This window comes from Sphingomonas sp. NPDC019816 (assembly GCF_050274375.1).
GTDB lineage: Bacteria > Pseudomonadota > Alphaproteobacteria > Sphingomonadales > Sphingomonadaceae > Sphingomonas.
Genome location: NZ_JBNNOB010000045.1, coordinates 1 through 25,000, shown reverse-complemented (window position 1 = coordinate 25,000; position 25,000 = coordinate 1). Strand labels below are relative to the sequence as shown.

The following is a 25,000-nucleotide window of genomic DNA, read 5'->3' as shown; positions in this document are numbered from 1 at the left end:
CCCCCATGATCTGATGATCAAACAGGCGGCGTGAATGACAACCGGGATTAGCTTAACTTAGCCGCAAACCTGTCCAAGAAGGCGGGACCACCTCAGACCAAGCGGCTTTGCTCTTAGGCGTCGGTTTCGAAAGAAGCACCGACTTCACTCGCCCAAGATTGCTCAGGTCGCCAGCAAGCACATCGCGAATAGCAAATTCTGGCAGCACGACATCCGTGCGAGTTCCCTTGCGCCAATCGATCAGCTTTTGCACCACGTCTTTGGCTGCAAACGTCTCCTTCTGTTCCACGACAGCTTGGCGTGCCTGCCCTAGTTTCGCGCCAACCGGCCCATCAACACCGTTGCGCGCAGCACTTTCTACGGCGGCTTCGACAGCATCATCAACCGCGCCTTTGATGGACTGGGACAGTTTCCGTGGACCGTCCGTCATATATTGGGCGCTGATCGCTTGGCGAAAACGCTCTGCGTTGCCGATCGTCAGGGGTTCAGGATCACCATAGAACTGCACCTTGCGCCCGTCATTGAGCTTGACGGTCGTCAGTCCATCCTCAGCGGTGACGGCGTTCTTCCCAAGCATGCCATAGCGCGCCATCTCCTGCCGAATGACGTTCTTTACGCCGTCAGGAACGTCTGCTTCGACAAGTACGCGTTTTGCCGTTTCGGTGATGGCGGTTCGATCGAGCGGGATCGCGTCGCCCCCCATTTGCTGGGCTTCGCGGTATAGCGCATTGATACCCGACCGCCCTTGATCGCGCAGTTCGCGGAGCGCGTCCTTGACGAGCTGCCCGCGCTCGGTTTTAGTCAGATCAGGTGAACCAAAGCTTTCACGAAAACGTGTCGCCGCGGCCTTGATCTTATCGGCCTGCTCGACAAGGAATTTCCTCGCCTTGTCACCTTCTCCAGATGCCTGGGCGCTTAAGGTCTGCTCGGCATCCTGAAGCGCAAAGTTTTGGGTGGCCTGCCCCCGTGTAAGCGGGATACCCATTTCCTCGGCTTCAAGCGTCCGCTCAGTCGATGTGCGGCCAGCGGAAGGCGTCGGTGCCGATGCTGATCCCTGCGTGGGGGCGGTCACAGTCGGCAGCGGTTCTGGCGGCGGAGGGGGTGGCGCGGCCACCGGCGGCGTGCGGTCGGCTGCGGCACGAGCAGCGTCGAGGTCGCGGCGCGCGGCTCCCAATTCAACTTCAGCCGCTGCCAATGCATTGGGGTCTACACGGCTCGGCATAGCCGGATCGAGCGAAATGGACTCACCATTACGAAGCTCAACCCGGCCACCGGATCGACCGACGTTCTCCAACGCTTGTTGCACGCGTGCTTCTGCCTCGGCTACATCAGGCCGTGTCGCCACAGATACCACCTCGTCGCCTCCAGGTGCTGCGGCGGAGTCATCGTAGGCGCGTTTCACTTCGTCAGGTGAAAAGCCATGGCGCGCAATTAGCTCTTGCCCCTCCTCCGTCAGTTCCCCGCCACGACTGTCAATGACAACATCACGGGGCGTCGTAGCAGCCACTTCGGAAGCAGACTTCCGACCGGCCACGCGAGCGATTGACCGCTCAGCTGCGACAGCCCCGCCGACACCAGCAAATCCACCCGCGAGTCCTGCTGCAAATTGGCCCATGGGACCGAAACCGGCCTGCCGTGCGCTTTCAGAAGCGCCGCCGCTTAGACCACCAGAAACAACATCGGTCACTGGTGCCGAGGCGATCGCACGGCCCACAGCGCCAGTTACACCCGGCAGCGCGCCAATTGCCGTACCCGCGCCGTATGTCAGCAGCCCACCGGTTGCACCGCGCTCAACGGCCGACAGCAATCGTTCGGAATCAAATTGAGGCTTCGGAAGCCCCAGCTTATCCGCGATGTTGACGGACGGGTCATTGGGCATTGCTAGCGGCTTGCCCGCCAAGCGCTGCGGGAGGCCGGTAGCGTTCAGGACGGTATTCACTAACCCTCCGGCTTCACCGACGCCTTCAATGATCGAACGGACACCCAAACCCAGGCCACGCTTGATATTTTCGGCAGTCGTCATCGGCCGCCAAGCGTTCAATTTTGCCGACCGAGGCAACGAAACGACGCCTTCCTGTAAATCGCTGTCGATCTGCTGCCGCTGCTCGATCGTCATACCGCTATTCATGTCATTGTACGCGCTGACAACGCCTGCTGGCAGTTGCGGCGCTGCGGGCGTCTTCTTCAATTGTCCACCCGGCGGTAGCAGTATGGCACCAGCATTTACATCGTGCTCGAACTGTGCGGCCTGTTCCGGGCTCATCCTGCCTTGACGATATGCGGCGTACACTTTCGCGAGGCTCGGACCGCTCTGCGCCTCCCTATCGGCAGCACGTTTTGCCTGCACCCTGTCATACGTCGATCGACCGCCATCGCCCGTCACGCGGGCGACATAGGATTTGGTGATGGGTCCATGCTGGCGGTGGTCTGTCCCCCCGTGATATTCTGCCACGGCTGCGGCTCGATTGCCGCCATTGCGGTCCAGTCCCTCGCGCAGAATGTACCCGGCGGCCAACGCAGCTTGCTGCGGCCCCGCATAGGCATCCACGCCATACTTGTTCATCACCAGTGACCGCGTGGTCGGCGTCACCTGATACACGGTTCGCGCTCCAGCGCTGGAGACTTGATCGGAGTTGGTTCGCTCGCCCCTCGTTCTGACGCTGGCCAGTAAACCCTTGGGAAGATCGAGCTGGTTTTCCACGGAGCGATCCAACGCATCGTATGCGGGATCACGGTATGACGTTGGTCCGTTACTACCTGCGCGAGAAGCGGGCATCAGCGGGCAAACTCCATATAGGAACGGGGGGGTATCCGCTGGCGCGAAGCACTTGCACTGGCCCGCTTCTGAAAATCACCAAAACTGGTGCCACGGGGGATCTGCACACCACCAACGGTCAAATCCCGGCGAGCAGGTCCAAGGTTACCATTGCCAGCGATCCATTCTGCACGAGCATTGTCCTGGGCCGCCACGATGTCCTGCATCTTGGCCATGCCCCGCAACCATGAGACGATGTAATCGCGCGGGGCGCTGGGAGATGGAAAACCCTCGCGAGCAATCTTGATGTCCTTATCGCTGGCAGGGCCGGGCGGGAGCGATTTGATTGCTGCGCTATTTCGCAATTGCTGATAACGACTGCGCAACACTGACACGCCATCCTGGGCACCGAAAAAGCCCTTCGACATTTCTGCCAAACCGGAAAACATGCCACCTCGGGCACTCGATGCTGCGAATTGGTCCGCCAAGTTGCGCGTTTCTTCCGCCAACGCGGAATTTGCGGAACCGCTGATAACCGCATTGTTCATTAGTCCCACCGAACCGGGATCGGGGCGCTGACCATTCCGCTCGAACTCATCCAACTTGAGCTGAACGTTGCTTTCAAGCGTATCGCGGGCGATCTGCAACTGCCCTGCCCGTGTATCGATTTGACTGGCTATGTCACGGCGCCGTGCTTCATCGGTCGCCAAATTCGACTCGATTACCTTTGGAGCATACTGCGCAGCGGTCTCGGCTTGGTCCGCTTCGGCAAGCCCCTTGCGAATGAGGCCGGGCTGCAAGTCCTGCGCGCGCGAATTTTCACCGAGCGTCTTCGTCGTATCGCCCAGCGATTTAACGGTGTCCGCGTATTTCTCAGGCCCAGTGATCGCAGCAATCAAACCGTCGATGTTTGCCAACGCCGCCGCTGGATTCGTGCGGATCGTTTCAATCATCGCCTCATCATCGTCAGCGGGCATCCCCGAATTCTTCGACGCGTCGATATGACGCCGCGCGACCTGCTCAGCCAGATCCGCGCGGCCGTTGGCCAATGCATAACGGACTTGCGACAGGGACGATAAGTGCTGCCGTTGGGCCAAATCCGATTGCAGCTTCCACGCTTCTTTGACGGGCTCGGCCAGCTCAGGATAATTAGTTATCAGACTAACAGCGCCCTTCGAGGTGGGTTGCGCCTGGTAAGCAGCAAGTGCCTGGTTGCGGACTTGCGACCGAGCGATCGCACGTTCGCGGTCTGCCTGAGCCGCCATCTGGGCCTGCTCGGCTTGCTGGTTCTGGAGTTCGGCGCCTCTGATAGTTAAGGCGTTCATCCGCAACTGGTCGTAGCTGGGTAGCTGGCCTAAGGCGCCAAGATAGCCGTCCAATTCCATGTCAATGCTCCGTCGGAGGGGTCACAAGCCCAGCGAAGATCAGGATGGCTAAGGATGCCCAACCCTGCCGCGTCTGCATTTGGTCAGGACGAAGCATGTAAATTGAGTCGAGGTACGCCTCGGCATCATCATAGGGCATATCCACCTGCTGAACGACGTAGGTGATTGCCGCCTTACGCATTACCTCGTCGTACTGCGGCACGAACGCTTGATGGACAGATTGGAACAGGCCAGGTGACACTATGCTTAGAATGCCCATCAGTACCTCACCTCATTCCTCACAGCGGAGCGAAGAAATTCGGAAAGAGACATTCCATTCTTCTTCGCCTTATCAGAAGCCTTTTGAAGAAGGCCACTATTGATGCGGAAATGGGTCTGAGTGTTGTGAACTTCGGCTGCCATAATACCCTCGACTGCTTAGTGGATTTGTAGCACCATCGCGCCACACCCCGCGCCGGGGTCTTTTGGTGTCTAAACTTCCAAGGGTCAGATAGATCTTTGTTTTGCTGGGCGGCAAAATCGTACCGTGATCAGCCGCTCATTGCCTGACACGGGGGGTGGTGCCGGATCTGGCTCCCAATCATTCACGAAGTGCAGGCGCACATCGGTTTCATTACCCGTTGCCGTCGTTTCCAATCGTTCGATGCGGCGCTTAATCGTCATAATCGTTTCTCCTAAAGGTCGTCGTCGCCGGGCAGCATGCAGGCGATAACCCGCTGCTGACCAAGGTTACGGGTGCGCTCGATTGCCGCACGATAGGCGTCAGGGCGCATGGCGTTGGGAAAGGCCCCAGCGGATTGGCTGAAGGTTTCCGCATATCGCGCTATGGCGGCTTCGCGTTCGGCAGGTGACAACCCGCTGCCGTCGGTGCGGTCCTCGAGCTTGATCAGGCGGGTGCGCAAGGTCATGCGATCATCCCCCGTTTGCTGAGCCAGTGGCGTGCCTCTGCATTCTGGCGTGATAGGTCGATGGGTGCCCCGGATTGGATACGCTGCCACTCTGCATCGGCTTGGGCATTCTCGGCCTCGGTCAAGGACTCTCCCAACCAGCGACGGATGTGCGGAGAAAGCGGACCAGCGGCTGACTGCTCGAGGCGAGTGAGCCGGATGTTAATAGAGGGCATCAGTTCTTCTCCTCCAATGCCGCGATGCGGCGTTCCAGGTCCCCAGCTTCCACGATTGCCTTGTGCGCCGTCAGCAGGGCCATGACGCGCCCAGCTTCGTCCGGGGTGATGTCGCCTGCGGATATTGCCGCCAGGACCGCCGCTGACGCTTCGACCGCATCGGCCGCCGATCGAACCGGGGGCAGCTCAATAGATACTGGCGCGTCCCGACGGGGTGGGGCCAGACGATCCAGGCACAGGCGAAGGGCAACCGTGTCGCCCTCCAGCGCCTTGTCGATCGCCGCCTTGGTCAGTGCTTCGTGCTGCCCCCCAAGCATATCCTCGATGGCCCGAGTGACCCGCGAACGCGCGCCCTTCGGCTTTCCAGGGTTGCCGGGCTTGAAGCGACCGTCCCCCGATTTTTCGGCCGGATTACGGGGCTCAACCATCGGCGCCGTCCCGTCGTACGGCGTGACCAACGCGACCTATTGTCGCTATTGTCTCTATTGTCAGAGCCTCCGTGTGCGTCACTGCGTTCTCCTTTTTATATAGATAGATAGAGGTCTTTTTAGGGGACGACGCGAGGGCGCAGGCATCCAGGGATCGAGACGCAGCCCCCGTGACAATAGGGACAATAGGGACAATAGGCCCGGTCACCGGCCGATCTCCCACAGCATCACCGGGCCCACGAAGGTCGTGTTGGGTCGACCCCAGCGTTCGAGATAATAGACGTCGTCGGCTGTGAACGCGCGGTGGTCGTCCATCGCAATGATCGGCCGTCCCGCTATCCAGACCGTGAGCGACAGCCATTCGTTGCTGCCATGCGGGCCGATCCCGAACACGTCGTGCTCGGTCCAGCCCATCGACAGCGCGGTGGTCGCCCAGCCTTCGGACGCCAGCCGGATCGCGTCGGCAACGGTTGCGTGCCATTCGTCGGGGCTGGCCAATCGCGGTGGCTTCTGCTTCGCGAGCGCCCGAAGGCCCGCTTCTACGGCGGCTGGCAGGCCATAGGCGGTTGTGCGGATATAGGTCGGCGCCGTGTCTGCCAGCGCCGCCGCCGCCGATTGTCGCCAGTTACCCATGGGCCGCACCATGCACTGCTGGATTGACCAGATAGTCCTTCTTCGGACGTCCCGGGCCGTCGCCTTGCCGGGTAAAGCCTTCGCGGAGCCAGCCAGCTTCCATCAGCGCTTCAACCGCCGCCTCGACGTCCTGCTTGTTCCCCAAGGACGGCAGCTTTGGGTTGCGCTGCACCTCACGCGCATTGATCCGCTCGAGCCGCTCCTTAACGATGAACCGGGATAGCGCTGCCGCGTCCTTCTCAACCGGCGGCAGAGCGGCGTCGCCAAAGACCCGCCGCGCGTGAGGCTTGAGATAGTCTTCGATCAGCGTCAGGGCGTTGGTCAGGGACAGCACTGAGACGCAGGACGGTTCACGCCCGCCAACGTCCGCCCAGGTCAGATACTCCAGGGTCAGAGCGAGACGAAGCGCCAGGCCACGCGCTTTGCCCGCCCAGGACGCATAAAGACCTGCCGCTTGCCGCACGTCGGCATCGTTGTCAGCGATCCACTCCTCGAAGACGTCAGCGGCGCGGGCATCAAGCGGGATGGTCACCGTCTCGTCTGCGGGACGATATATCTGCTGAAGGCGGCGATAGAGCCGATCCAAGCGGGCGGTGTCAGCGATCTGACGCGGGCGGCTGAAGCGGATCGCTTCCGGCCATACCCACATGAATCGTGCCACGAGGCCATCGTCGGACACGCCAAGTAGAGCGTCCCGCAGCTTGTCCGGCTGAATGCCGCCCAGGACGCTGACGCCGTTGAACGGTACGACGAGTGGCTTGGTCTGGCTTTTACGGTCGACGACGAAGTGCCGCCCGCCATACGCCTCGAGCCAGAACGCCCGGCCACCAGGCGAATAGCGTTCGAAGCTGTCCAGCCATCCGGCCAGCTCGTCACGCAGGTGCAGTGTACCGTTGACGTTACCGGCCAGGATTGATGCCATTTCCTCTGGCGTCGAATCTTGAACCATCAGGCGTGGGCGCTGCGGCGCCTCCGGCGCTTCAGCTTCTTCGGGCATGTCGGGGGTTTCAGCGTTGTCCTTGGTCGCCTGCTTTACCCTGTCCTCCCACTGCTTCCGCTCTGCCTTGGCTCGCTCCGCGACGGTGGCATGACTCATCAGGACCATGCGGTGCTGCTCGGCCAGTTCACCTTCCATAGTGCGCAAGGGGAGGGTGGCGGCATCGATGCCGGGTGACTTGTTGGACGACGGGTCACCGACAAGACCGCCCCACAGGATACAAGGCTGGTCGAAGCCCTCCCAGGCAGAAACCCAGCGCTTGCCGCCGATCAGCGATGCCGCAACGGTCAGGACACCGATAGCGACATAGTCGACCGGCGCACCCTTGCCCGCGGCCAGATCCCGAACGAGCGGCATCAGGTCGCCCAGCACATCGCCGGGGAAAAGTGGAGCGGGCGCAAGGCTGGCGCGCGTAACCGACATGTCGGGCGTCGACCATCCAGCGGTGCGCCCCGAGGTCGCGTACCCTTCGAAGGGCATCGAGGTGAACGCCTCCGCGTCGTCGAACCGCGATTGCATGGATGCCGCGCTCATGACCGCGTCCCCATCAACTCATCGTTGAAGTCCTTATAGGGTGGGTTCGGGCCCATGATCCGCACCGCCAAGCCCGTTGCTGCGAACGCCTCTGCTGCTTTTCCCGCAGCGACGGATCCAGCAGCGTCGCCATCGGCTCCGATGACGATAGCGCGGGTCACATCCGCGAACGTCATCTGCGGCATCATTGAAGTGCCTGCCGCAACCCACACAGACCGCCCCAGTGCCTGGGCAAGCGTCAGACCGTCCTCAAGCCCTTCGGTGACAATCATGCTCGCTGACGGCGGGCCGAGCTGGATCGAACCACCAACCACATTGCCCAGGCTGTATTTCACCTTTGGCTTGCGATCGGTTTCAGTCGGCACCGTTGCCGCCTTGCGCCCATCATCCGTCAGATAGGTGCGCTGTAGCCCGAGCAACACGCCCGCCGCGTCCGTTACAATGCCGATCAGAGCGGGCAGCGGGTCAGGCCCATTCGCAGCCAACAGCCCGTTGCCCTCGATCTTCGGGGGAGCGATCCGAGCGAACCGCAGACTATGCGGCAGCGGCATCACGATGCCGCGCGAGCGCAGGTATGCTTCCGCAGGCGTGCCGTTGATCGGCATGGACGCGTCGACAATCCGCTGAGCGACTGCCCGCATATCGGCCTTAGGCTTTGCAGGGGCGCGCTGCTGCTCCAGTTCGCGCAAAGCGCCGCGGTCCAGCATGTCGATCGCCTCGAACAGCGACACGCGATATGCTGCCTTCACGAAGTCCAGGACATCACCAGTCCAGCCACACCCGAAGCAATGGGCGCGCTGATCGTCCTTGTAGATCGTAAACGAAGGCGTCCTGTCGGGGTGAAACGGGCAGCATGCTTTCCATTCCCGGCCTGCACGCTGCAGCTTCACGCCCGCCTTGGCAGCAACCCCCGACAATGGGAAACGGTCGCGGATGCTCGCAACGACGGAGGCGAGCGCGTTGGTATCGAGCCGCCGGGTCATGCGTAACGCTCCACGATGGGCAGATCATGCTCGACCGATAGGCGGTGGGCATAATCCGATGCCTGATGCGACTTGGTGAAGCGCACGCCTACGCCACCGCCGCCCATGGGGGCTTTCACCCCGACGATGTAGCCGCTCGCGACGGGGAAGACGCAGACCGACCAGCGTTCCGACTCTTCACCCAGGCCACGCAGTTCGATCAGTTCGGCGGACGGGCGCAGGCCATACAGCCGCTTTTCATCGGCGGAGAGGCGCAGCCGCGCACCCAGCCGCCCCTTCGGGACGGGCTGAGCACGATACCAGGCGTCGAGCGTCGGATAACCGACGATGCCGCGATCCACGCCCAGGACGCGGTCAAGGCTGCGTGATTCATTCGCCTGCCGCCGCAAGGCGGTGACAGCAGCGATCGCACGGGCCTGCACCTCAGGCGTCTGGCGCGACGCGATGGGAATGATGGCGCCGCTCATAGGTCGACCACCATCATGCTGATCCCGGTCCGCTTGGCGACAAGACGCAGGAATTCGTCACGTGCCAGACGATAGGCCGGGAGGTATTTTTGACCAGCGGGGCCGATCGGCATGCGGGGGGACCAGTCCGCCTCAAGCTGCTGGTTGGCGAACCGGAAGGAGACGGTGAACCCGTCCCCGACCGGCGTCGTGCCGCTGAACAACTCGACGGTCATCATGCGGCACCGCCCTTCTGGGCATCGCTATCGTTCGCAGCGTCCGACTGGAACTGAGTGATCCGCCAGACGATTGCCTTCGCGCCGCTGACGTTGCGACGACGCAAGCCGGTGTCGAAGATGGCCTTGCGGTCCTTCAGGGCCGTGAAACGGGGCTGCAAGCTGTACCGGGGATACCCGGCAGCAGCGCAGGTCTCGTCAACCGTCAGGCCATTGGGATGTGCATGCAGCGTTTTCATGACGATGCGCTCAAGGTGGCCCGCAGCGTCCGCAATGGATGCCCATGCTGCGACTGAAGTGTCGGTCTGGCGCATCACCGCATCCCCTCGTTGTAAGAGGGAAGGGCGCCCCAATGAAGGGACGCGATCAGTTCGGCCCGAAGACCGGTCAATCCGAACGCGGCATTCAGCCGTTGAAGCTGTAGGGCGGAGGTGCTATTTCCGAACTCGTCGCAGCCAAGCTGACAAGTTTCGGGAAGCCGCACGGTGCCAGCCGGGCGGCTTTCTCGCTTAATAGGGCGCGAGTGCCCCTTTCCAGTTACCATGGCTGATCACGCAGCCTCGCCAAGCAGGGCACGACGCGCGCTGGCATCGGTAATCAACCGCTTCCGGCCGATCTTGACTGACTCCAGCTGACCGGACGCGATCAGCTCGTAAGCCTTTGTTTTTCCAACACCGTATGCGGCGCAGAAGTTTTTGATTGGGTGAAGCACAGGTTGCATTTGCCGCCTCCATCATGCTGGCGAACGCCAGCGGGCGACTACGGAATTGAACGTGATGGCATCCGGTTAGGATAGGGCTTAACCAGATTTTAGTCGCCATGCCCGGCTGGCGGAGTCGCATATCAGCCCACTTTTTAGCGCGCTCCAGATCACCACCGACGCTCGAAACCACCTCGTCATGATGACGGGCTAGAAATGCCTTGGCCTTGTGATCTGCCTTGACGTCCCATTCCCAAATGGTCTTCTCCGTAATTCTCCCACCTTTGCGGCCGACGTGTCCCGTCGCTGACAGGGCGTTGGCGACGAGCGAGCGAGCCTCCAATTGAGGCGAGCCACAGGACACGAGGACTTTTACCGCCAACAGGCCATATTGCTTCACGAGTTGGCGGCTCAGAGTATCTTTCGCGCTTCCCGCATTTGGCAGGGGTTGCAGCAGGGGCGGCCTTTTCCCGATGTGCAAGTCAAGCAGCGCGCCTTGAAGATCGTGCAGCGCAGCCACTCCGAGATTGTCCTCAAAGGCTGGGATGGCCCTCAGAGCTCCTGTAACACGTTGCACGATGGCAGCGATCAGGGTTTGCGGCGGCTCGCCAAGTCGGCTGACGCAATCCCGAGATTGTCGTGCTTCAAGGTATTTGCCGCCCAAGACATCAAGGTCGTGCATGAGGTCACGCGCCCACTCTTCCGGGTCGAGCTGCTTATTCGCCAAAATTCTGTACCCCGTTTGTGTGCGAGGTCATCGGTCTGGCGAACGAACCCCACGCCTCCAGCAGCCCGCGCCGCATGTCCAGGAACTTGGCGCGCTTGTACGCGCGGATCACCTTGTCGGGCACGACGTGAGCCAGGGCGGCTTCGGCAACTGCGTCGGGCACCTCTGGCATCTTCTCGGCTGCCCAGTCCCGGAACGAGCTGCGGAAGCCATGCACGGTATAGGCGTGTCCCGCGTCCCGCAGGGCCTTGCTCAACGTCATATCAGAAAGCTGCTCACCTTTACGGTTGGGGAAGACGAGGTCGTCGGGCTCATGCCCGCCTTCGTCGAAAATCTGTTTCAGCAGCGCGACCGCTGGCTTGCTCAGCGTGACGGTATGCGCGGTCCTGGCCTTCATCACCTCGGGTGGTCGGTGCCACTCTGCCTTATCGAGGTCGAAATGCTTGCGCCGTGCCGAGCGAACCTCACCCGAGCGGGCGGCCGTCAGGATCGTCAGCAATAGCGCCTGGCGCCCTTTGGTTGTTACCCCGGCATTCAGCTGCGCCACGACGGCTGGGACTTGGTCATAGGGCATGGCGGCGTAATTCCCGCCCTGTGCCTGCTTGGCCAAGCCGACCGTCACCGACTTGCGCGGCGCCTCACTTTTCCGCCACCCCTTCGACTTGGCGAAGTCCAGCACCTTGCTGATACGGAACCTCACTTTCCGCGCCATGTCGGTCTTGCTCGTCCAGATGGGAGCAACCGCGTCCCGGATATGCTCGGCATCGATCCGGTCGACACGCATCTTGCCCAAGGACGGATAGGCGTGATTCTTGAGCGAGTTGAGGAAGACGGTCGCGGTCTTCTCCGACCAGCCGCTCTTCAGCGCGTCGTGGGTCGCTTTCGCTGCTTCCTCGAATGTCGGCACCTTCCGGCGCTCCCGGTCGCGCTCAGCGATAGGGTCCAGGCCGGACTTGGCGGCCGTGCGCAGCAGCCCAGCCTTCTCCCGCGCTTCGCTGAGCGTCAGGACTCTCTTATGCAGGATGGGTATTGCGATCGGGGGAGGGGAGTTGCGATCCGCTCCGACGCGGCTCGACGTGTCGACCGAGCCCAGGCCAATATCCCGCCGCTGCCCATCGACCTGTACGCGCAGCAGCCAGGACTTTGCGCCAGTCGGCTTGGCAAGCAGGTACAGACCATCACCATCGGCATGGCGTCCCGGCTTGGCGTTCTTGACCGACAGGGCTGTCAGCTTGCCCATAATTCTCCCTCAACCGTTCCCTCACTATATCGCGGCTTATAGCGAACGTCCACGAACGATTACGGAACATATGGCCTTTATCTGTTCTCTCCATAGGAGGGGAAGCGGTCGGGAACGAACGGTGGCGGTCAACTAGTTAGATACCGGCCAGGGGCACCATTTCCGGTCAAAGTCGGGCACCGGGGACGGGCTTGGATGTGGTCGACGTGACCATGCAAGCCGACGCTCGCTGACCCATCGCCGCTATCATCTTCTGCGACGGGCGTGATCGTCAACGCCGTTCGGTGCCTGGTCGGTTCACCCCGGACGCGGAGCCGGTCCTAGGCGCGCAATTGCAAGCGCGGCCGACCGGCGCCCGGCGGGTGTGGAAGCTGCCCATCGGATGTGGGGTACGATGCTCGCTAGATGGCCGGATCGACGGGGCACGCGACGGCTGCTCTTGCGCTATCTTATGTCCGACCATAGGATTCCATGACGAGGACGGGACATTATGGCCCGCCACATGAATTGAGAGGATGGGCCGCGCTATGGGCTCGCTTGCCCGGTGCCGAATCCGTCTTCGCAGGCCGATGCGTGGCGTGGCGGCGTTGGCAGGATTGGCGCTGATCGGCGCCGTGGCGGCGCCCGATGGGCCCAGCCTGCGGCTGTCGGGGGATATCGCGCCCGCGCATGATCCGGTGCTCATCCGCGACGGCGCGCATTACTATGCGTATTCGACTGGACAGCGGGGGCGGGGGCCGCTGATCGCGCGGACCTCGCCCGATCTGGTGCATTGGCGCGCTTTGCCGTCCCCCTTGGCCGCGATCCCGGCATGGGCGCTGGCGGCGGTGCCCGACGCGCGCGAGATGTGGGCGCCCGACATCGCGAAGGTCGATGGACGCTATCGACTCTATTACTCGGTATCGACGTTCGGCAGCCAGCGCTCGGCCATCGGCCTGGCGAGTGCGGTGACGCTGGACCCCGCGAGCGCCGATCATGGCTGGCGTGACGAGGGGCTGGTCGTCGCCTCGCGGCCGGGGGATGGCTTCAACGCGATCGATCCGGCCTTTGCGCGCGACCGTCATGGCGGGCAGTGGCTGGCCTTTGGCAGTTTCTGGGACGGGATCCAGTTGGTGCGGCTCGACCCGCGCACGGGCAAGCCGGCCGCCAATGCCGCGATCCGCACCATCGCCCGCCGTGCCGCGGGCGATAGCGAGGGGGGCGGCAACGCGATCGAGGCGCCGTTCATCGTCGATCATGGCGGCTGGTACTGGCTGATCGTGTCGTTCGACCGATGCTGTCGCGGCGCGATGAGCAGCTATCATCTGCGCGTCGGACGCGCGCGATCGATCGAGGGGCCGTATCGCGACCGGGCGGGGCGGGCGATGCTGGACGGGGGCGGCACGGTGTTGCTGCGCGCCGGACCGGCGGACCGGTATCGCGGGCCCGGCCATGCCGGCGTCCTGCATGACCGGGACGGCCGCGACTATCTGATACACCATGCCTATGATGCCGAAGCGAAGGGCGCCTCCACGCTGCGCCTCGCCCGGCTGCGCTGGGACGCGCAGGGCTGGCCGATCGTGGAAGGGGAGACATCATGATTTCGAACGGATTGACCCGGCGCGCGCTGATCGCAGGCGGGGCCGCACTGGCCGCGACGCCGGCATGGGGACGGCGGCGACCGGAGGGCGAGCGGGTGACGAACCCGCTGATCCGGCAGCGCGCCGATGCGCAGATCGCGCTTCAGGCGGATGGGCTCTATACCTTCATGGCGTCGGTCCCCGAATATGACCGGGTGGTGCTGCGCCGTGCCGCGACGATCGCCGGACTGGCGACCGCGCCCGAGACGGTGCTGTGGCGGCGGCCGGCATCGGGCAGGATGGCCGGGCATATCTGGGCGCCGGAAATCCACCAGATCGATGGCCGCTGGTATGTCTATGTCGCGGCGGGCGACGGCGGCGACGTCTTCCACATCCGCACCTATGTCCTCCAGTGCGACGGACCGGACCCCGTCAAGGGGCGATGGTCGGTACTGGGCCAGTTGCAGACGCCGTGGGATACGTTCACGCTGGATTCCACGACCTTCGTCCATCGCGGCACCCGCTATCTCGCCTGGGCACAGAAGGAGCCGGGGATCGACACCAATTCCAACCTCTATCTCGCGCCGCTGTCCAGCCCGACGACCCTGGCGGCCAGGCCCGCCCGCCTGACCGTGCCGACGTTGCCGTGGGAAATACAGGGGTTCAAGGTGGCGGAGGGGCCGGCGCCGTTGATCCGCAACGGACGCGTCTTCATGACCTATTCGGCGAGCGCCACCGATGCGCGGTACTGCATGGGCATGCTGACCGCGCGCGACGATGCCGACCTGATGGACCCTGCCGCCTGGACCAAGACGCCCGAGCCCGTTTTCCGCAGCGCGCCCGAACGCCGCGTCTTCGGCCCCGGACATAACAGCTTCACCGTCGATCGGGCCGGCCGCGACGTGCTGGTCTATCATGCGCGGGACTATGAGAAGATCACCGGCGATCCGCTGTACGACCCCAATCGCGACACGCGCGTGCAACGATTCGGTTATCGTGCTGATGGAACGCCCGATTTCGGTCGGCCGCTGGCGAATGGGCCGACCATCATCTGAATCGGCGACCCGGCGCCGGCATGATCGCGATTAACCCAGACAAAGTATCGCAATGTCGGCGTCGCGGTGAGATTTCAGGAATTCATAAATTCCTTAATGAAATCAAAGCTGATGGCGCTAACAACGGTAAACTGCCCTTTTTCGGGGGGTGTGACCGAAAATCCACGCCATCCTAACGACTTCATCTTTTTGTCATACAGGGTTGACGGGCCTTTCCGATAGTCAGACAAATGTCCTCGCCAGGTACCGAAAGTTCGGGCCGTACGAGGGGATGAGGAATGAAGCACCATAGTCTGCTGCTGTCGGTCGCACCGCTGGCGCTGATCGCGGCGCCCGTCATGGCGCAGCAGGTCACGCCGGCTCAGGAGGCGCAGGCCGCCGACCCCAACGCCCCGATCGAGGCGCAGGCCCCCGTCGCGCGCAAACAGGCCACCGCCAGCGCCGCCGGTCGCAGCCCCGGCACGCAGGCGACCGAAAATCTCGATAGCAATGTCGACCCGCGCGACATCGTCGTGACCGGCTATCGCGCGAGCTTGGGCTGCGCGCAGGCGATCAAGCGCAACTCGGACGCGATCCTCGACGCCATCGTGGCGCAGGACATCGGCAAATTGCCCGACAACACGGCGGCCGAATCGCTGGCGCGCGTGACCGGCATCCAGGTCAATCGCTATAGCGACGAAGTGACCCAGGTGCTGGTCCGCGGTCTGCCCGACGTGGCCACCACCTTCAACGGTCGCGACATCTTCACCGCCGAGAACCGCCGTGCCGCACTTCAGGACTTTCCCGCCGGCGCGCTCGCGGGCCTGGAAGTGTACAAGTCGGGCACCGCCGATCTGCTGGAGCCGGGCCTTGCGGGCCTGATCAACGTGCGGTCGCGTCGCCCCTTCGACTTCGACAAGGGGCTGACCGTCGCCGGCGGCGTGCGCGGCACGTATAACGACCAGACCAAGAAGTTCGACCCGCTGGGCAACCTGCTGCTCAGCCAGCGCGCCGACACCGCGATCGGTGAGATCGGCTGGTTGATCAACGCCGCCTATACCCAGGCGCAGTATCGCAACGCGGTGCGCTGGGGCGAGGCCAGCGTGGTCAATCCCACCACGGGTACGACGGTGCTGCCCGCCTCGGTCGGTCGCGATTTCAAGATTCCCACAGCGGTCGGCGTCTATAACGACAGCGGCAAGCGTTGGCGCCCGGCGATCAACGCCAGCGTCCAGTGGCGTCCGGCCCATAATCTCGAACTCTATTACGACTTCCTCTATCAGGGCTATCGCGGCGAGATCGCCAATGACTGGTTCCGCGTGCCGCTGCTCGACAACAACCCGACGCTCAGCAACGTCGTGCTGCGCCCCGGCCAGCCCGAGCAGGTCGACAGCCTGACCAAGATCGGCGGTTTCCGTCCCGAGGCCTATCGCAGCACGCGCAAGGGCTATACCAATACCTATCAGGCCGCCGGCGGCGCGAAATGGGATATCGGCCGCGCGCATCTGTCGACCGATCTCGCCTATACCAATTCCATGTATGGCGAGGACGAGTGGAGCTTCGACACCGCCTTCTCTCGGGCACCGACCGCCGATGTCCGGTTCTTCGTCGACAATGGCGTGTCGTTCAACCTGCCGGGGTTCGATAACGCGAACCCCGCCAATTATATCTGGCGCGGCTATTTCGAGGCGACCTATCGTGTCCAGGGCAAGGGGTGGCAATGGCGCACCGATCTGGACCTGGAAACCGATCTGTCGCTGATCCCGCGTCTGCAATTCGGCGTGCGCTGGACCGATCGTGACGCCTCGCTGAAGCGCGGCAATCGTTATGCCTATACCGAGCCGTTGGCGATCGGGCTGGCGCAGACGCCGACGGGCGATCTGGGTCTGACGCAGGATGCGTTCCGTACCGACCAGGGCTTCCGCAGCTGGCTGATGCCCAGCCGCGACGGCATTGCCGGCAATGCCGCGCAGCTTCGCCAATTCTCGTACGACGCGCTGGCACGACTGGTCGCGGCCAATCCGGGTGATACCGGCTATCGCGATGCGCTGGGCCGGTTCGCGACGCAGAATGTCCAGCTCAATCCGCTGGAGGCGTTCCTGGCCGATGAGCAGACCTATGCCTTTTACGGTCAGGCGAAATATGAATTCTACCTGGGCAGTGTCCGCTTCGATGGCTTGATCGGCACGCGTGTCGTCAACACGGTCGGCACCTATCAGGGCATCTCGACGGTCGAGTTCGACGGGGTACGGCGCAGCGAGCCGCGCCTGACCCGCGCCAATTATGTCGACGTGCTGCCGAACGTCTCGTTGCGTATCCGGCCCGATGACAAGATGCAGATCCGCTTCGGCGTGACCAAGACGCGGACCAAGCCCGAATTCGGTCAGCTGAACCCCGCGCTGAACATCACGCAGAACACGCAGGCGGTGGTTCCCGACCAGCCGCTCGATCCGCGCTTCCCGGCGGGGCTCAATACGCGGCCCAACGCCTTCGGCAGCGGCGGCAACCCCGACCTCCAGCCGCTGACCTCGACCAATTATGATGCAACGATCGAATATTATTTCTCGCCGACCGCCTCGATCACGGCGGCGGTCTTCTACCGCGATCTGAACGGGTTCATCGACCGCTACGTCAACCGTACGATCGACCCCGTCTATGGCCTGATCGAGATCACCCGGCCCGAAAATGCCGGCAAGGGCCGGATCAAGGGCGTGGAAGTCGGCGGCCAGAGCTTCTTCGACTTCCTGCCGGGGTTGTGGAGCGGTTTCGGCATCCAGGCGAACGTGACCTATCTGGAGGGCAAGCAGCGTTATCCGGCCAATCTGTTCGCCTCGACCGGCGGTACCGAGACCGAGGCGCCGTTCGTGCCGATCACCGGCCTGTCGAAATGGACGTACAATGTCGCACTGTTCTACGAAAAGGGTGACGTGTCGACCCGCTTGTCGTTCAACAATCGCGACGCGTTCCTGAACGGCAACTTCATCAACGGCGACGGTTTCTATAATGGCGAGGGTACGCGGCGAATCCAGCGTCTGGACTTCGCGTTCAACTACAACCTGACCAAGGAAATCACCGTCGCTTTCGACGCGGCGAACCTGCTGGCCAAGCCGTTCAACAATTATATCAGCTATGACAATGGCCTGTCCTACCCGCGCGACGTACGCGACGAGGGCCGCTATTACGGCGTGGGCGTCCGCTTCCGCTTCTGATCCTTCGTCGATCTTGGGTCCCCTTCATGGGCGGGAGTGGCGCACACGCCATTCCCGCCTTTTTTGTGGCGACTATTTCCTCCCCTTCCAGGGGAGGAAAGCGGGGCATCCAAATCGGCGTCAGGCAAAACAAAACCCCGCCGGTCGAGCGACCGGCGGAGTTCGTCATGTCGGGTCCGGGAGGATCAGACCAGCGCGTTGCGGCGGATCAGTTCCTTATACCACAGCGCGCTCAGCTTGGGCGTGCGCTTCTGGGTGGCGAAGTCGACATGGTGGATGCCGAACCGCTTGCCATAGCCATCGGCCCATTCGAAATTGTCCATCAGGCTCCACAGGAAATAGCCCTTGAGCGGGTATCCCTCGGCCGCCGCGCGGCGGAACTGGCCCAGATAATTGCGCAGGTACATGATCCGGTCCGAGTCATCGACCAGGCCCGAGGCATTGAGCGTGTCGTCCGCCGAGGTGCCGTTCTCGGAGATGTAGATTGCCTTGGGCTTCCACAGCTCGCTGACCGCGCGCACGCCCCAATAGGCGGCTTCGGGGCCGACATAGAGCCAGGGCGAGGCCATGCGCGGCGACTGCGGCAGATGGGGCAGGGGGGTGTAGCCGCGCGGGTCATTGGCGTCGGCCTTGACGAAGGTCGGCGTGTAGATGTTGAGCGCGACGAAATCGAGCGGGCTGCCGATTACGGCCATATCGCCGGCCCGGACCTTCGGCGCGTTCGCCCCGGCCGAGGCCAGATAGCTGTCGATATAGCGGCCTTCCATGACGGCGGTCAGGAACATCGCATTGTCATCGCGGAACGCCTTCTTGGCCGCCTCGATATGCTCGGGCGTCTCGATCGCGGGGACATAGATGTTGGCGTTGTCGGCGATGCCGACCTCGGTCCCCGCCTTGGCATTCGCGCGGATCGCCTGCACGCCCAAGCCGTGCGCGAGCACGCCATGATGGCGGACCTGGTTCACCTGCGCGGGCGCCAGCTTCAGGCCCGGTGCGTGGATGCCGACCATATGGCCCAGATCGGTAAAGCAGCGCAGTTCGTTGACCGTCATGAAGCGGTGGACGCGATCGGACAGCTTGCCCGCCATGAAGCCCGCATAGTCCGCGAACGCCTTGGCGGTGTCGCGATTCTGCCAGCCGCCGGGCAACGCCTGCGGCAGGTCCCAGTGGAACATTGTGACGTTGGGCTGGATGCCGGCTTCGAGCAGCGCGTCGATCACGCGGTTATAATAGTCGATGCCCTTGGGGTTGGGCTTGCCGCGCCCCTCGGGGAAGATGCGCGACCAGGCGAGCGACATGCGATACGCCTTGATGCCCAGATTGCGCATCAGGGCGATGTCCTCCTTGTACCGGTGATAGCTGTCGCAGGCGACGTCGCCGGTATCGCCGTTCGCGACCTTGCCGGGAGTGTGCGAGAACACGTCCCAGTTGGTCTGGCCGCGCCCGTCCTCGTTCACCGCGCCCTCGATCTGATAGGCGGCGGTGGCGGTGCCCCAGAGGAAATCCTTGGGAAAGCTCTGGTCGAGCGGCGTCTGCGCAGCGGCGCGGGCGGCGGTCAGCGCGGTCCCACCGGTGGCGAGCGCGGCGCTGCCCATCGCCATGCCGTGCTTCATGAAATTACGACGGTCCATATTCTGATACCCCTCCGAAAATATAAGCTGCAATACAGGTGTTTAGCGGCGCGATGCTGACAATTCGCTGGCCAGCCAGACGAGCGGCGCGTTCCAGTTGATCGCGACCTCGTTATGCGCATAGGCGCGGATGTCGTCGGTCCAGCAGCGTTGCGGCGCGCAATGCCCTTTTAGCGCCGCCGAGGCGCTTTCGGGAAAGCTCAGGCTGTTGGCGCCGCCCGACACCACGCCCGGCGGCGGCCCCGGCATCCGGGCATCCATCTGATGCGCCCAGAAACGGTGATGCGGATTGCGCAGCGGCTTCCACCCGAAGCCGCTGACATAGCTCTGGTCGAGCGGATTGCGGCCCAGCACATAGTCCATCGCGTCGACGGCCGCGTCGCGGTAGCGCGCCTCGCCCGTGAAGCGCGCGGCGAGCGACAGGATCATGCCCCGGTTCAGAAAATTGCTGCTCGACCCCCAGGGATAGGCGGTGCCGGCATAGGGCAGGTGATAGCCCGATTTGGCTTCCTCGGCGACGAAGCGATCGGCCAGCGCGATCAGCCTGGCGCGCGCGGCGGCGCGTTCCTCTGGCATGACCCGGTCGGCGGTCGCCAGCGTGATCGTGCCCAGCACCGCGACGCTGCCCCAACTCGGCTCGCCCGAGAGCGGCGCGGTGTGGAGCGGCATCCGGTGCAGCGCCTCGGCCAGCTCGGGCATGCCGGTCGTGGCGAACAGCTCGGCGGTGGCCCAGTACAGCTCGTCCGACAGGTCATTGTCGCCATAACCGCCGCTGCCGGTAAAGGCCTGCGCGGCATAAACGTCCGGATTGCGCAGCGCCGCGCGATACGCCTTGCCGGCGGCGATCAGGCAGGTGTTGGCGAACGCGTCGTCGATCCCGCGCCAGATGCGCGCGCATTGCGCCGCCGTGGCGGCGAGGTTCAGCGTCGCCGCCGTACTGGGCGGGTAGAGCAGTCGCTCCTCCCGATCCTCGGCCGGGTTGGTCGGGATCTTGGTCCAGTTGCGATCGGCGACCTTGTGATGCGCCATGCCGCCGGCATCGACATCGGTCAGCGTCAGGGGGCCGCGTCCCTGCCGCCCCAGCGGCAGCGCCAGATGCTGGCCATCGGGCACCTGCATCGCCAGCAGGAAGCGCATTTCCCAGCGCGTCTCGTCGAGCAGGTCGTCGATGCGGTTCCCCGCCTCGGGCAGCGCGGCGCTGCCATCGGGGAAGGGCGGCGCGGCGGCGTTAACCTCATAGAGATTTTGCAGCGTCCACAGCGCGATGCCGCCATTGACGACATATTTGCCCTGGTCGCCGGCATCATACCATCCGCCGGTGACGTCGCGCGTATAGGGGCAACCCGGCCAGTCGGCGCCGGCCAGATCGCGGCCCTTGAAACAGGTCACGACTTCGCGGAGATGCCCGGCGGCACGCGCCCATTGCGGACCGCCGGCAAAGCGCGCCTCGATCGGTATGCCCGCGCGCTGCTGATAGAAGAAGTTGAGCGCCGCGCGGGCCAGCGGGCGATAGGTGTCGGCGGCGATTGCGAATGGGTGGCTGGTCCGGCCATCGACTTGCAGGCGATAAGTGCCCGGTTTGGCGACGCGGCTGAAGTCGATCTGGTGAACCATGTCCCCCGATGCGGCGTCGGCGCCGAACGGCACGGTCTGCCCCTCCGCCACGGTGCGCCCGGCCGCATCGATCACCTGCCAGGGCAGCGGCGTGGTGCCGTCATGCGCGAGGATCGCACGCTTGGCGGTATCGGGGCGAAAGCCGATCTGGTTGAGATGCGGGCCGGGCGCATCGGTCGCGCCGATCAGCGCCAGCGCGACCAGCGGCAGGGCGAAGCGCATCCTCACAATAGCGGCCCCCGGCCGGGCGTCGCACCTTGTCGGGCGAAGTCGAACCCCGATCCCGTGCCGCCGGTCAGGCCGGGTGCGAGCGGCGACGGGGCGGTGGCGCGCAGGAAATCGCCATGGCTGGGCAGCCGCGCGGCGGTGTCGGCATAGCCCGCGCGCATCTGCTCCAGCGCCTGCGCGACCAGATGTTCGTCGAGCGCGTCGACGGCCGGCTCCCAATGCTGCGGCACGATGCCCTGGCCGAGGCCCACCGCGACCCAGCTGGGGTTGCTGAACAGGTCATAGCCTTCGCGGAACAGCCGGCCCTTGCCCGCCCACAGCGCCATCTTGCGCGCCAGGCTGTCTGGCACGTCCATCGTGCGCACCTGATTCCAGAAGGGCGTGTCGTCGCGCCGCGTCGCCTTGTAATGGAAGATGATGAAGTCGCGCACATCCTCATACAGGTCGCGCATCTGACGGTTGAACTCGGCGCGCTCGGCGGGGTCGAAGCGATTGTCGGGGAACAGCGCGATCAGGCGTTGCAGCGCCGCCTGGACCAGATGGATGCTGGTCGACTCCAGTGGCTCCAGGAAGCCGCTCGACAGGCCGAGCGCAACGACGTTGCGGTTCCAGCTCTCGCGCCGCCGCCCGGCGGTGAAGCGCAGGCGTCGCGGATCGCCGAGCAATTCGCCCTCCAGCGCGCCCAGCAACTGCGCCTCGGCATCGTCGTCGGCCAGATGATCGCTGCAATAGACCAGGCCATTGCCCATCCGGTGCTGCAATGGGATGCGCCATTGCCATCCCGCCTCGCGCGCGGTCGCACGGGTGAAGGGATCGGGCTCGCGCGGGTTCGGCAGCGCGCACGGCGCCGCGACCGCGCGGTCGCAGGGGAGCCATTGCGCATAGCTTTCGTAACCGGTTTCCAACGCGCCCTCGATCAGCAGACCGCGAAAGCCCGAGCAGTCGATGAACAGCTCACCCTCGATCCGCCGGCCATCGGCCAGCGTCACCGCGCGGACATGACCGTCCTCGGGGCGCAGGTCGACGCCCTCGATCCGCCCCTCGACGCGCGTCACGCCACCCCGCTCGGCATAGCCGCGCAGGTAACGCGCATAAAGGCCGGCATCGAAGTGGAAGGCGTAGAACAGCTCGCGCACCGGCGACTGCGCATCGGGGCGTGCCCGGCCGAACCGGCCAGCCCTCGCGGCCATCGCGCTCATCGACCATTCGGCGATGTCGGGCAGCGCGCGCCGGCTGCGTTCGCGCAGCCAGAGCTGGTGGAAATGGACGCCTTGCAGGTCCTGACCGAAACGGCCGAAGGGATGGAAGTAACGCTCGCCGCGCTGGCCCCAATCGACGAATTCGATGCCCAGCTTGAACGTGCCCGCCGTGGCCGCGAGGAAGTCGTTCTCGTCCAGCCCCAGCATCTGGTTGAAGCTCAGGATCGGCGGGATCGTCGCCTCGCCAACGCCGACCGTGCCGATCTCCTCGGACTCGACCAGCGTGACGTGGGTATAGCCATTGTTGAGCAGCCGCGCGAAAGCGGCGGCGGCCATCCAGCCGGCGGTGCCGCCGCCGACGATCACGACCTGACGGATCGCATGCTCCGGGATCGGGGGCTGGCTCATCGGGAAAGGCGTCTCGACTGGGCCGCGCGCCATTCGGCATGGGCGGGGGCCTGGGGAAGGGCGGCGGCGATCGCGCCGGTCATCTGCGTCATGGCGGCCTTGGCCTCGGCCGGGGGCACGGCATGGACCAGCGGATCGACCCGGCGCGGCAGATGACCCTGGCCGAGCAGCACGGCGGCCCAGCTGTCGCGGGTGAAGGTCTCTTCTTCGTAGAAGGGCAGGCGGCCGCGTTCCTCGAACTGCGCCAGCGTATGCGCCAGGCTGTCGGGGGCTGTGACCTGCGCCAGCGCACGCCACATCGGCTCGGGGCGGGTGGCGGTGCGATAGTGCATCGCCAGGAAGTCGCGCACCCGCTCCGCCTCCGCCAGTGTCTGGCGGTTGAAGTCGGCCGCCTCGACCGGGGCCAGGGCGCGGTCGGGCAGCATGGTGATCAACCGGTCGACCGCGCTCAGCGCCAGATGCAGGTTGCACCATTCGAGCGGCTCGACCTGGGTCGCGGCGTCGCCGATCGCGACGCAATTGCCGCGCCAGGGTCGGGGGCGCGTGCCGGCGCGAATGGCGATCGGGGGCGCGGCCGTTACACCAAGCCCGCCGAGCATGGCGGCGGCCTCCGCGTCGCTCAGGTACGTGCTGGCATAGGCCAGGCCCATTTGCCGTCCGCTCGACCAGCCCCATCCCGCCCCATGCGCCTCGACCGGGGTCAGCACGGGCGCGTTCTCCACCTGCGGTCGATCCGCCAGCAGCAGGCGGTCGCACGGCAGCCAGCGCGACCAGTCGTCCCGCTCGTGATCGATCGCGCCACGAAGCCGCGCCGCAGGGCCAGTGGCGTCGATGAACAGATCGGCGGTCAGCGTCTCGCCGGTGATCGTCCGAACCTCGGTCAGCATGCCATCCGCGCATTCGACCGCTGCGATCTCCCTCGCCAACTCGCGCACGCCGACGTGCAGGCCGAAGGCGCGGATCATCGCTAGGTGGCGCTCAATGTCGAGCGTCAGGCCATATTCGTGGCCAGCGAAGACCGTGCCCGGCGTCGGCGGCACGAAGCGCCCGGCCCGCGCGAGCTGCGCGGCGGGGGCGAAGGCGTCGAACGGGGTGACTAGCCCGGCCTTGGCGGCGCGGACCCAATGAAGGTGAAAGCCCGCCGGCCCGATGGGATGGCCATAGGGGCCATAGGCGTGCACATAATCGGGCAGTCCATCGGCCCAGCCGGTGAAGCGCGTGCCCAGACGATAGCCTGCACCCGCACGCGTGATCCCGTCATCCTGGCCGATACCCAGATCGCCCTGAAAACCGAGCAGCGAGGGCAGTGTGCAGGCGATCCGATCGGCCAGTGCCTCTGCCACGACCGGCGTCGCCAGCAGCGTGACGTCGAGGAACGGCGCGCGCCGCTTCAGGGCGGCGGCGGCGTACCAGCCGGTCAGCCCACCCCCCGCGACCAGCACCCGGCGGATCGGTTCGTGCGCGCTCACGCCGCTGCTTCCATCGGGCAATAACGCTCCAGAAATGCGCGGTGATCGGGACGCGTGCCCACGTCGCGCACGATGTCGCCGCGCAGGGCCGCGACCGCCTCGGCCAACTCCGCCGATCCGGCCATGTCGGCGCGCGGGTCCCACCCCTCTGGCACGATGCCCTGACCCAGATAGACCGCGATCCAGCTGGCATCCAGGAACACGCCCTCGCGATACTTCACCACCCGCGCGCGGCGCCGCCACAGCTCCAGCTTCTCTGCCAGGCTGTCGGGGATCGGCATCGTCCGCACATAGTTCCAGAAGGGCGAATCGTCGCGCGTCGTGGCGTGGTAATGCAGGATCAGGAAGTCGCGGATGCGGTCATATTCTAGGCTCAGGACCTATTAAATAGCTTGCGAGGTCAAGGCAGGGTTGATTCATTGGCGTCGAAGGAGCCGCTGATGAGTGACCTATTCTGGCTGA

The 25,000-nt window shown here is 64.3% G+C and carries 22 protein-coding genes; 3 read left to right on the top strand and 19 right to left on the bottom strand.

The genetic code is table 11. The annotated features are described in order from the left end of the window. Positions 1–52: 52 nt before the first annotated feature. The 14 genes from ACQKJZ_RS08850 to ACQKJZ_RS08785 form a co-directional block, all read right to left on the bottom strand. Entirely contained in the window at positions 53–2,701 is a 2,649-nt protein-coding gene (locus tag ACQKJZ_RS08850; protein WP_427730808.1) for a lytic transglycosylase domain-containing protein, read from the bottom strand. Between the two features lie 74 nt (positions 2,702–2,775). After that, positions 2,776–4,140: a hypothetical protein gene (locus ACQKJZ_RS08845; protein WP_427730807.1), complete on the bottom strand. Its 1,365-nt coding sequence runs from the start codon at positions 4,138–4,140 to the stop codon at positions 2,776–2,778. A 1-nt stretch (position 4,141) separates the two neighbouring features. Then, positions 4,142–4,399, bottom strand: a complete 258-nt coding sequence (locus ACQKJZ_RS08840; protein ID WP_427730806.1) for a hypothetical protein — start codon at positions 4,397–4,399, stop codon at positions 4,142–4,144. A 227-nt stretch (positions 4,400–4,626) separates the two neighbouring features. Further along, positions 4,627–4,803 carry a hypothetical protein gene (locus ACQKJZ_RS08835; protein WP_427730805.1) on the bottom strand — a complete coding sequence of 59 codons (177 nt, stop codon included), beginning with the start codon at positions 4,801–4,803 and terminating at the stop codon, positions 4,627–4,629. Positions 4,804–4,814: 11 nt separating this feature from the next. Next, complete coding sequence (locus ACQKJZ_RS08830; RefSeq protein ID WP_427730804.1) at positions 4,815–5,048, bottom strand: hypothetical protein; 234 nt, start codon at positions 5,046–5,048, stop codon at positions 4,815–4,817. A 214-nt stretch (positions 5,049–5,262) separates the two neighbouring features. Further along, entirely contained in the window at positions 5,263–5,721 is a 459-nt protein-coding gene (locus ACQKJZ_RS08825; RefSeq protein ID WP_427730803.1) for a DUF5681 domain-containing protein, read from the bottom strand. Positions 5,722–5,895: 174 nt separating this feature from the next. After that, the gene (locus ACQKJZ_RS08820) at positions 5,896–6,324 is read right to left on the bottom strand and encodes a hypothetical protein (RefSeq protein WP_427730801.1); all 429 of its coding nucleotides are present in this window, start codon (positions 6,322–6,324) and stop codon (positions 5,896–5,898) included. Further along, entirely contained in the window at positions 6,317–7,855 is a 1,539-nt protein-coding gene (locus tag ACQKJZ_RS08815) for a DUF3987 domain-containing protein (protein WP_427730799.1), read from the bottom strand. Before ACQKJZ_RS08815 ends, ACQKJZ_RS08820 begins: the two co-directional genes overlap by 8 nt. Then, positions 7,852–8,838 (bottom strand): DUF7146 domain-containing protein, encoded by a 987-nt coding sequence (locus tag ACQKJZ_RS08810; RefSeq protein WP_427730797.1) that lies wholly within the window; start codon positions 8,836–8,838, stop codon positions 7,852–7,854. The genes ACQKJZ_RS08815 and ACQKJZ_RS08810 overlap by 4 nt, the downstream gene beginning before the upstream one ends. Then, positions 8,835–9,305, bottom strand: coding sequence for a hypothetical protein (locus tag ACQKJZ_RS08805; protein WP_427730795.1), 471 nt, complete (start codon positions 9,303–9,305; stop codon positions 8,835–8,837). The genes ACQKJZ_RS08810 and ACQKJZ_RS08805 overlap by 4 nt, the downstream gene beginning before the upstream one ends. Next, positions 9,302–9,523: a hypothetical protein gene (locus tag ACQKJZ_RS08800; RefSeq protein ID WP_427730793.1), complete on the bottom strand. Its 222-nt coding sequence runs from the start codon at positions 9,521–9,523 to the stop codon at positions 9,302–9,304. The genes ACQKJZ_RS08805 and ACQKJZ_RS08800 overlap by 4 nt, the downstream gene beginning before the upstream one ends. Beyond that, positions 9,520–9,834 carry a hypothetical protein gene (locus tag ACQKJZ_RS08795; RefSeq protein WP_427730791.1) on the bottom strand — a complete coding sequence of 105 codons (315 nt, stop codon included), beginning with the start codon at positions 9,832–9,834 and terminating at the stop codon, positions 9,520–9,522. Before ACQKJZ_RS08795 ends, ACQKJZ_RS08800 begins: the two co-directional genes overlap by 4 nt. A gap of 195 nt (positions 9,835–10,029) precedes the next feature. Beyond that, the gene (locus tag ACQKJZ_RS08790) at positions 10,030–10,947 is read right to left on the bottom strand and encodes a hypothetical protein (protein ID WP_427730790.1); all 918 of its coding nucleotides are present in this window, start codon (positions 10,945–10,947) and stop codon (positions 10,030–10,032) included. Then, a complete protein-coding gene (locus tag ACQKJZ_RS08785; protein ID WP_427730789.1) occupies positions 10,937–12,187 on the bottom strand; it encodes a tyrosine-type recombinase/integrase in 1,251 nt (416 codons plus the stop codon). The genes ACQKJZ_RS08790 and ACQKJZ_RS08785 overlap by 11 nt, the downstream gene beginning before the upstream one ends. A 569-nt stretch (positions 12,188–12,756) precedes the next feature. Between ACQKJZ_RS08785 and ACQKJZ_RS08780 the strand changes: the two genes are divergently transcribed. The 3 genes from ACQKJZ_RS08780 to ACQKJZ_RS08770 all read left to right on the top strand — a co-directional run bounded on the left by ACQKJZ_RS08780 (position 12,757) and on the right by ACQKJZ_RS08770 (position 17,989). Then, complete coding sequence (locus ACQKJZ_RS08780; RefSeq protein WP_427730788.1) at positions 12,757–13,767, top strand: arabinan endo-1,5-alpha-L-arabinosidase; 1,011 nt, start codon at positions 12,757–12,759, stop codon at positions 13,765–13,767. Beyond that, entirely contained in the window at positions 13,764–14,801 is a 1,038-nt protein-coding gene (locus ACQKJZ_RS08775) for a glycoside hydrolase family 43 protein (RefSeq protein WP_427730787.1), read from the top strand. The genes ACQKJZ_RS08780 and ACQKJZ_RS08775 overlap by 4 nt, the downstream gene beginning before the upstream one ends. Positions 14,802–15,079: 278 nt before the next feature. Then, entirely contained in the window at positions 15,080–17,989 is a 2,910-nt protein-coding gene (locus tag ACQKJZ_RS08770) for a TonB-dependent receptor (RefSeq protein ID WP_427730786.1), read from the top strand. A 185-nt stretch (positions 17,990–18,174) separates the two neighbouring features. On the opposite strand, the gene ACQKJZ_RS08765 is transcribed toward ACQKJZ_RS08770, so the two are convergent. From ACQKJZ_RS08765 to ACQKJZ_RS08745, 5 genes are read right to left on the bottom strand one after another with little or no spacing between them, the layout of a single operon-like run. Beyond that, entirely contained in the window at positions 18,175–19,620 is a 1,446-nt protein-coding gene (locus ACQKJZ_RS08765; RefSeq protein ID WP_427730785.1) for a GH1 family beta-glucosidase, read from the bottom strand. Positions 19,621–19,662: 42 nt separating this feature from the next. Further along, complete coding sequence (locus ACQKJZ_RS08760) at positions 19,663–21,456, bottom strand: glycoside hydrolase family 9 protein (protein WP_427730811.1); 1,794 nt, start codon at positions 21,454–21,456, stop codon at positions 19,663–19,665. Between the two features lie 2 nt (positions 21,457–21,458). Further along, a complete protein-coding gene (locus tag ACQKJZ_RS08755; protein ID WP_427730784.1) occupies positions 21,459–23,069 on the bottom strand; it encodes a tryptophan halogenase family protein in 1,611 nt (536 codons plus the stop codon). Then, positions 23,066–24,538 (bottom strand): tryptophan 7-halogenase, encoded by a 1,473-nt coding sequence (locus ACQKJZ_RS08750; RefSeq protein WP_427730783.1) that lies wholly within the window; start codon positions 24,536–24,538, stop codon positions 23,066–23,068. Before ACQKJZ_RS08750 ends, ACQKJZ_RS08755 begins: the two co-directional genes overlap by 4 nt. Further along, positions 24,535–24,876 carry a tryptophan 7-halogenase gene (locus ACQKJZ_RS08745; protein WP_427730810.1) on the bottom strand — a complete coding sequence of 114 codons (342 nt, stop codon included), beginning with the start codon at positions 24,874–24,876 and terminating at the stop codon, positions 24,535–24,537. The genes ACQKJZ_RS08750 and ACQKJZ_RS08745 overlap by 4 nt, the downstream gene beginning before the upstream one ends. Positions 24,877–25,000 lie beyond the last annotated feature (124 nt).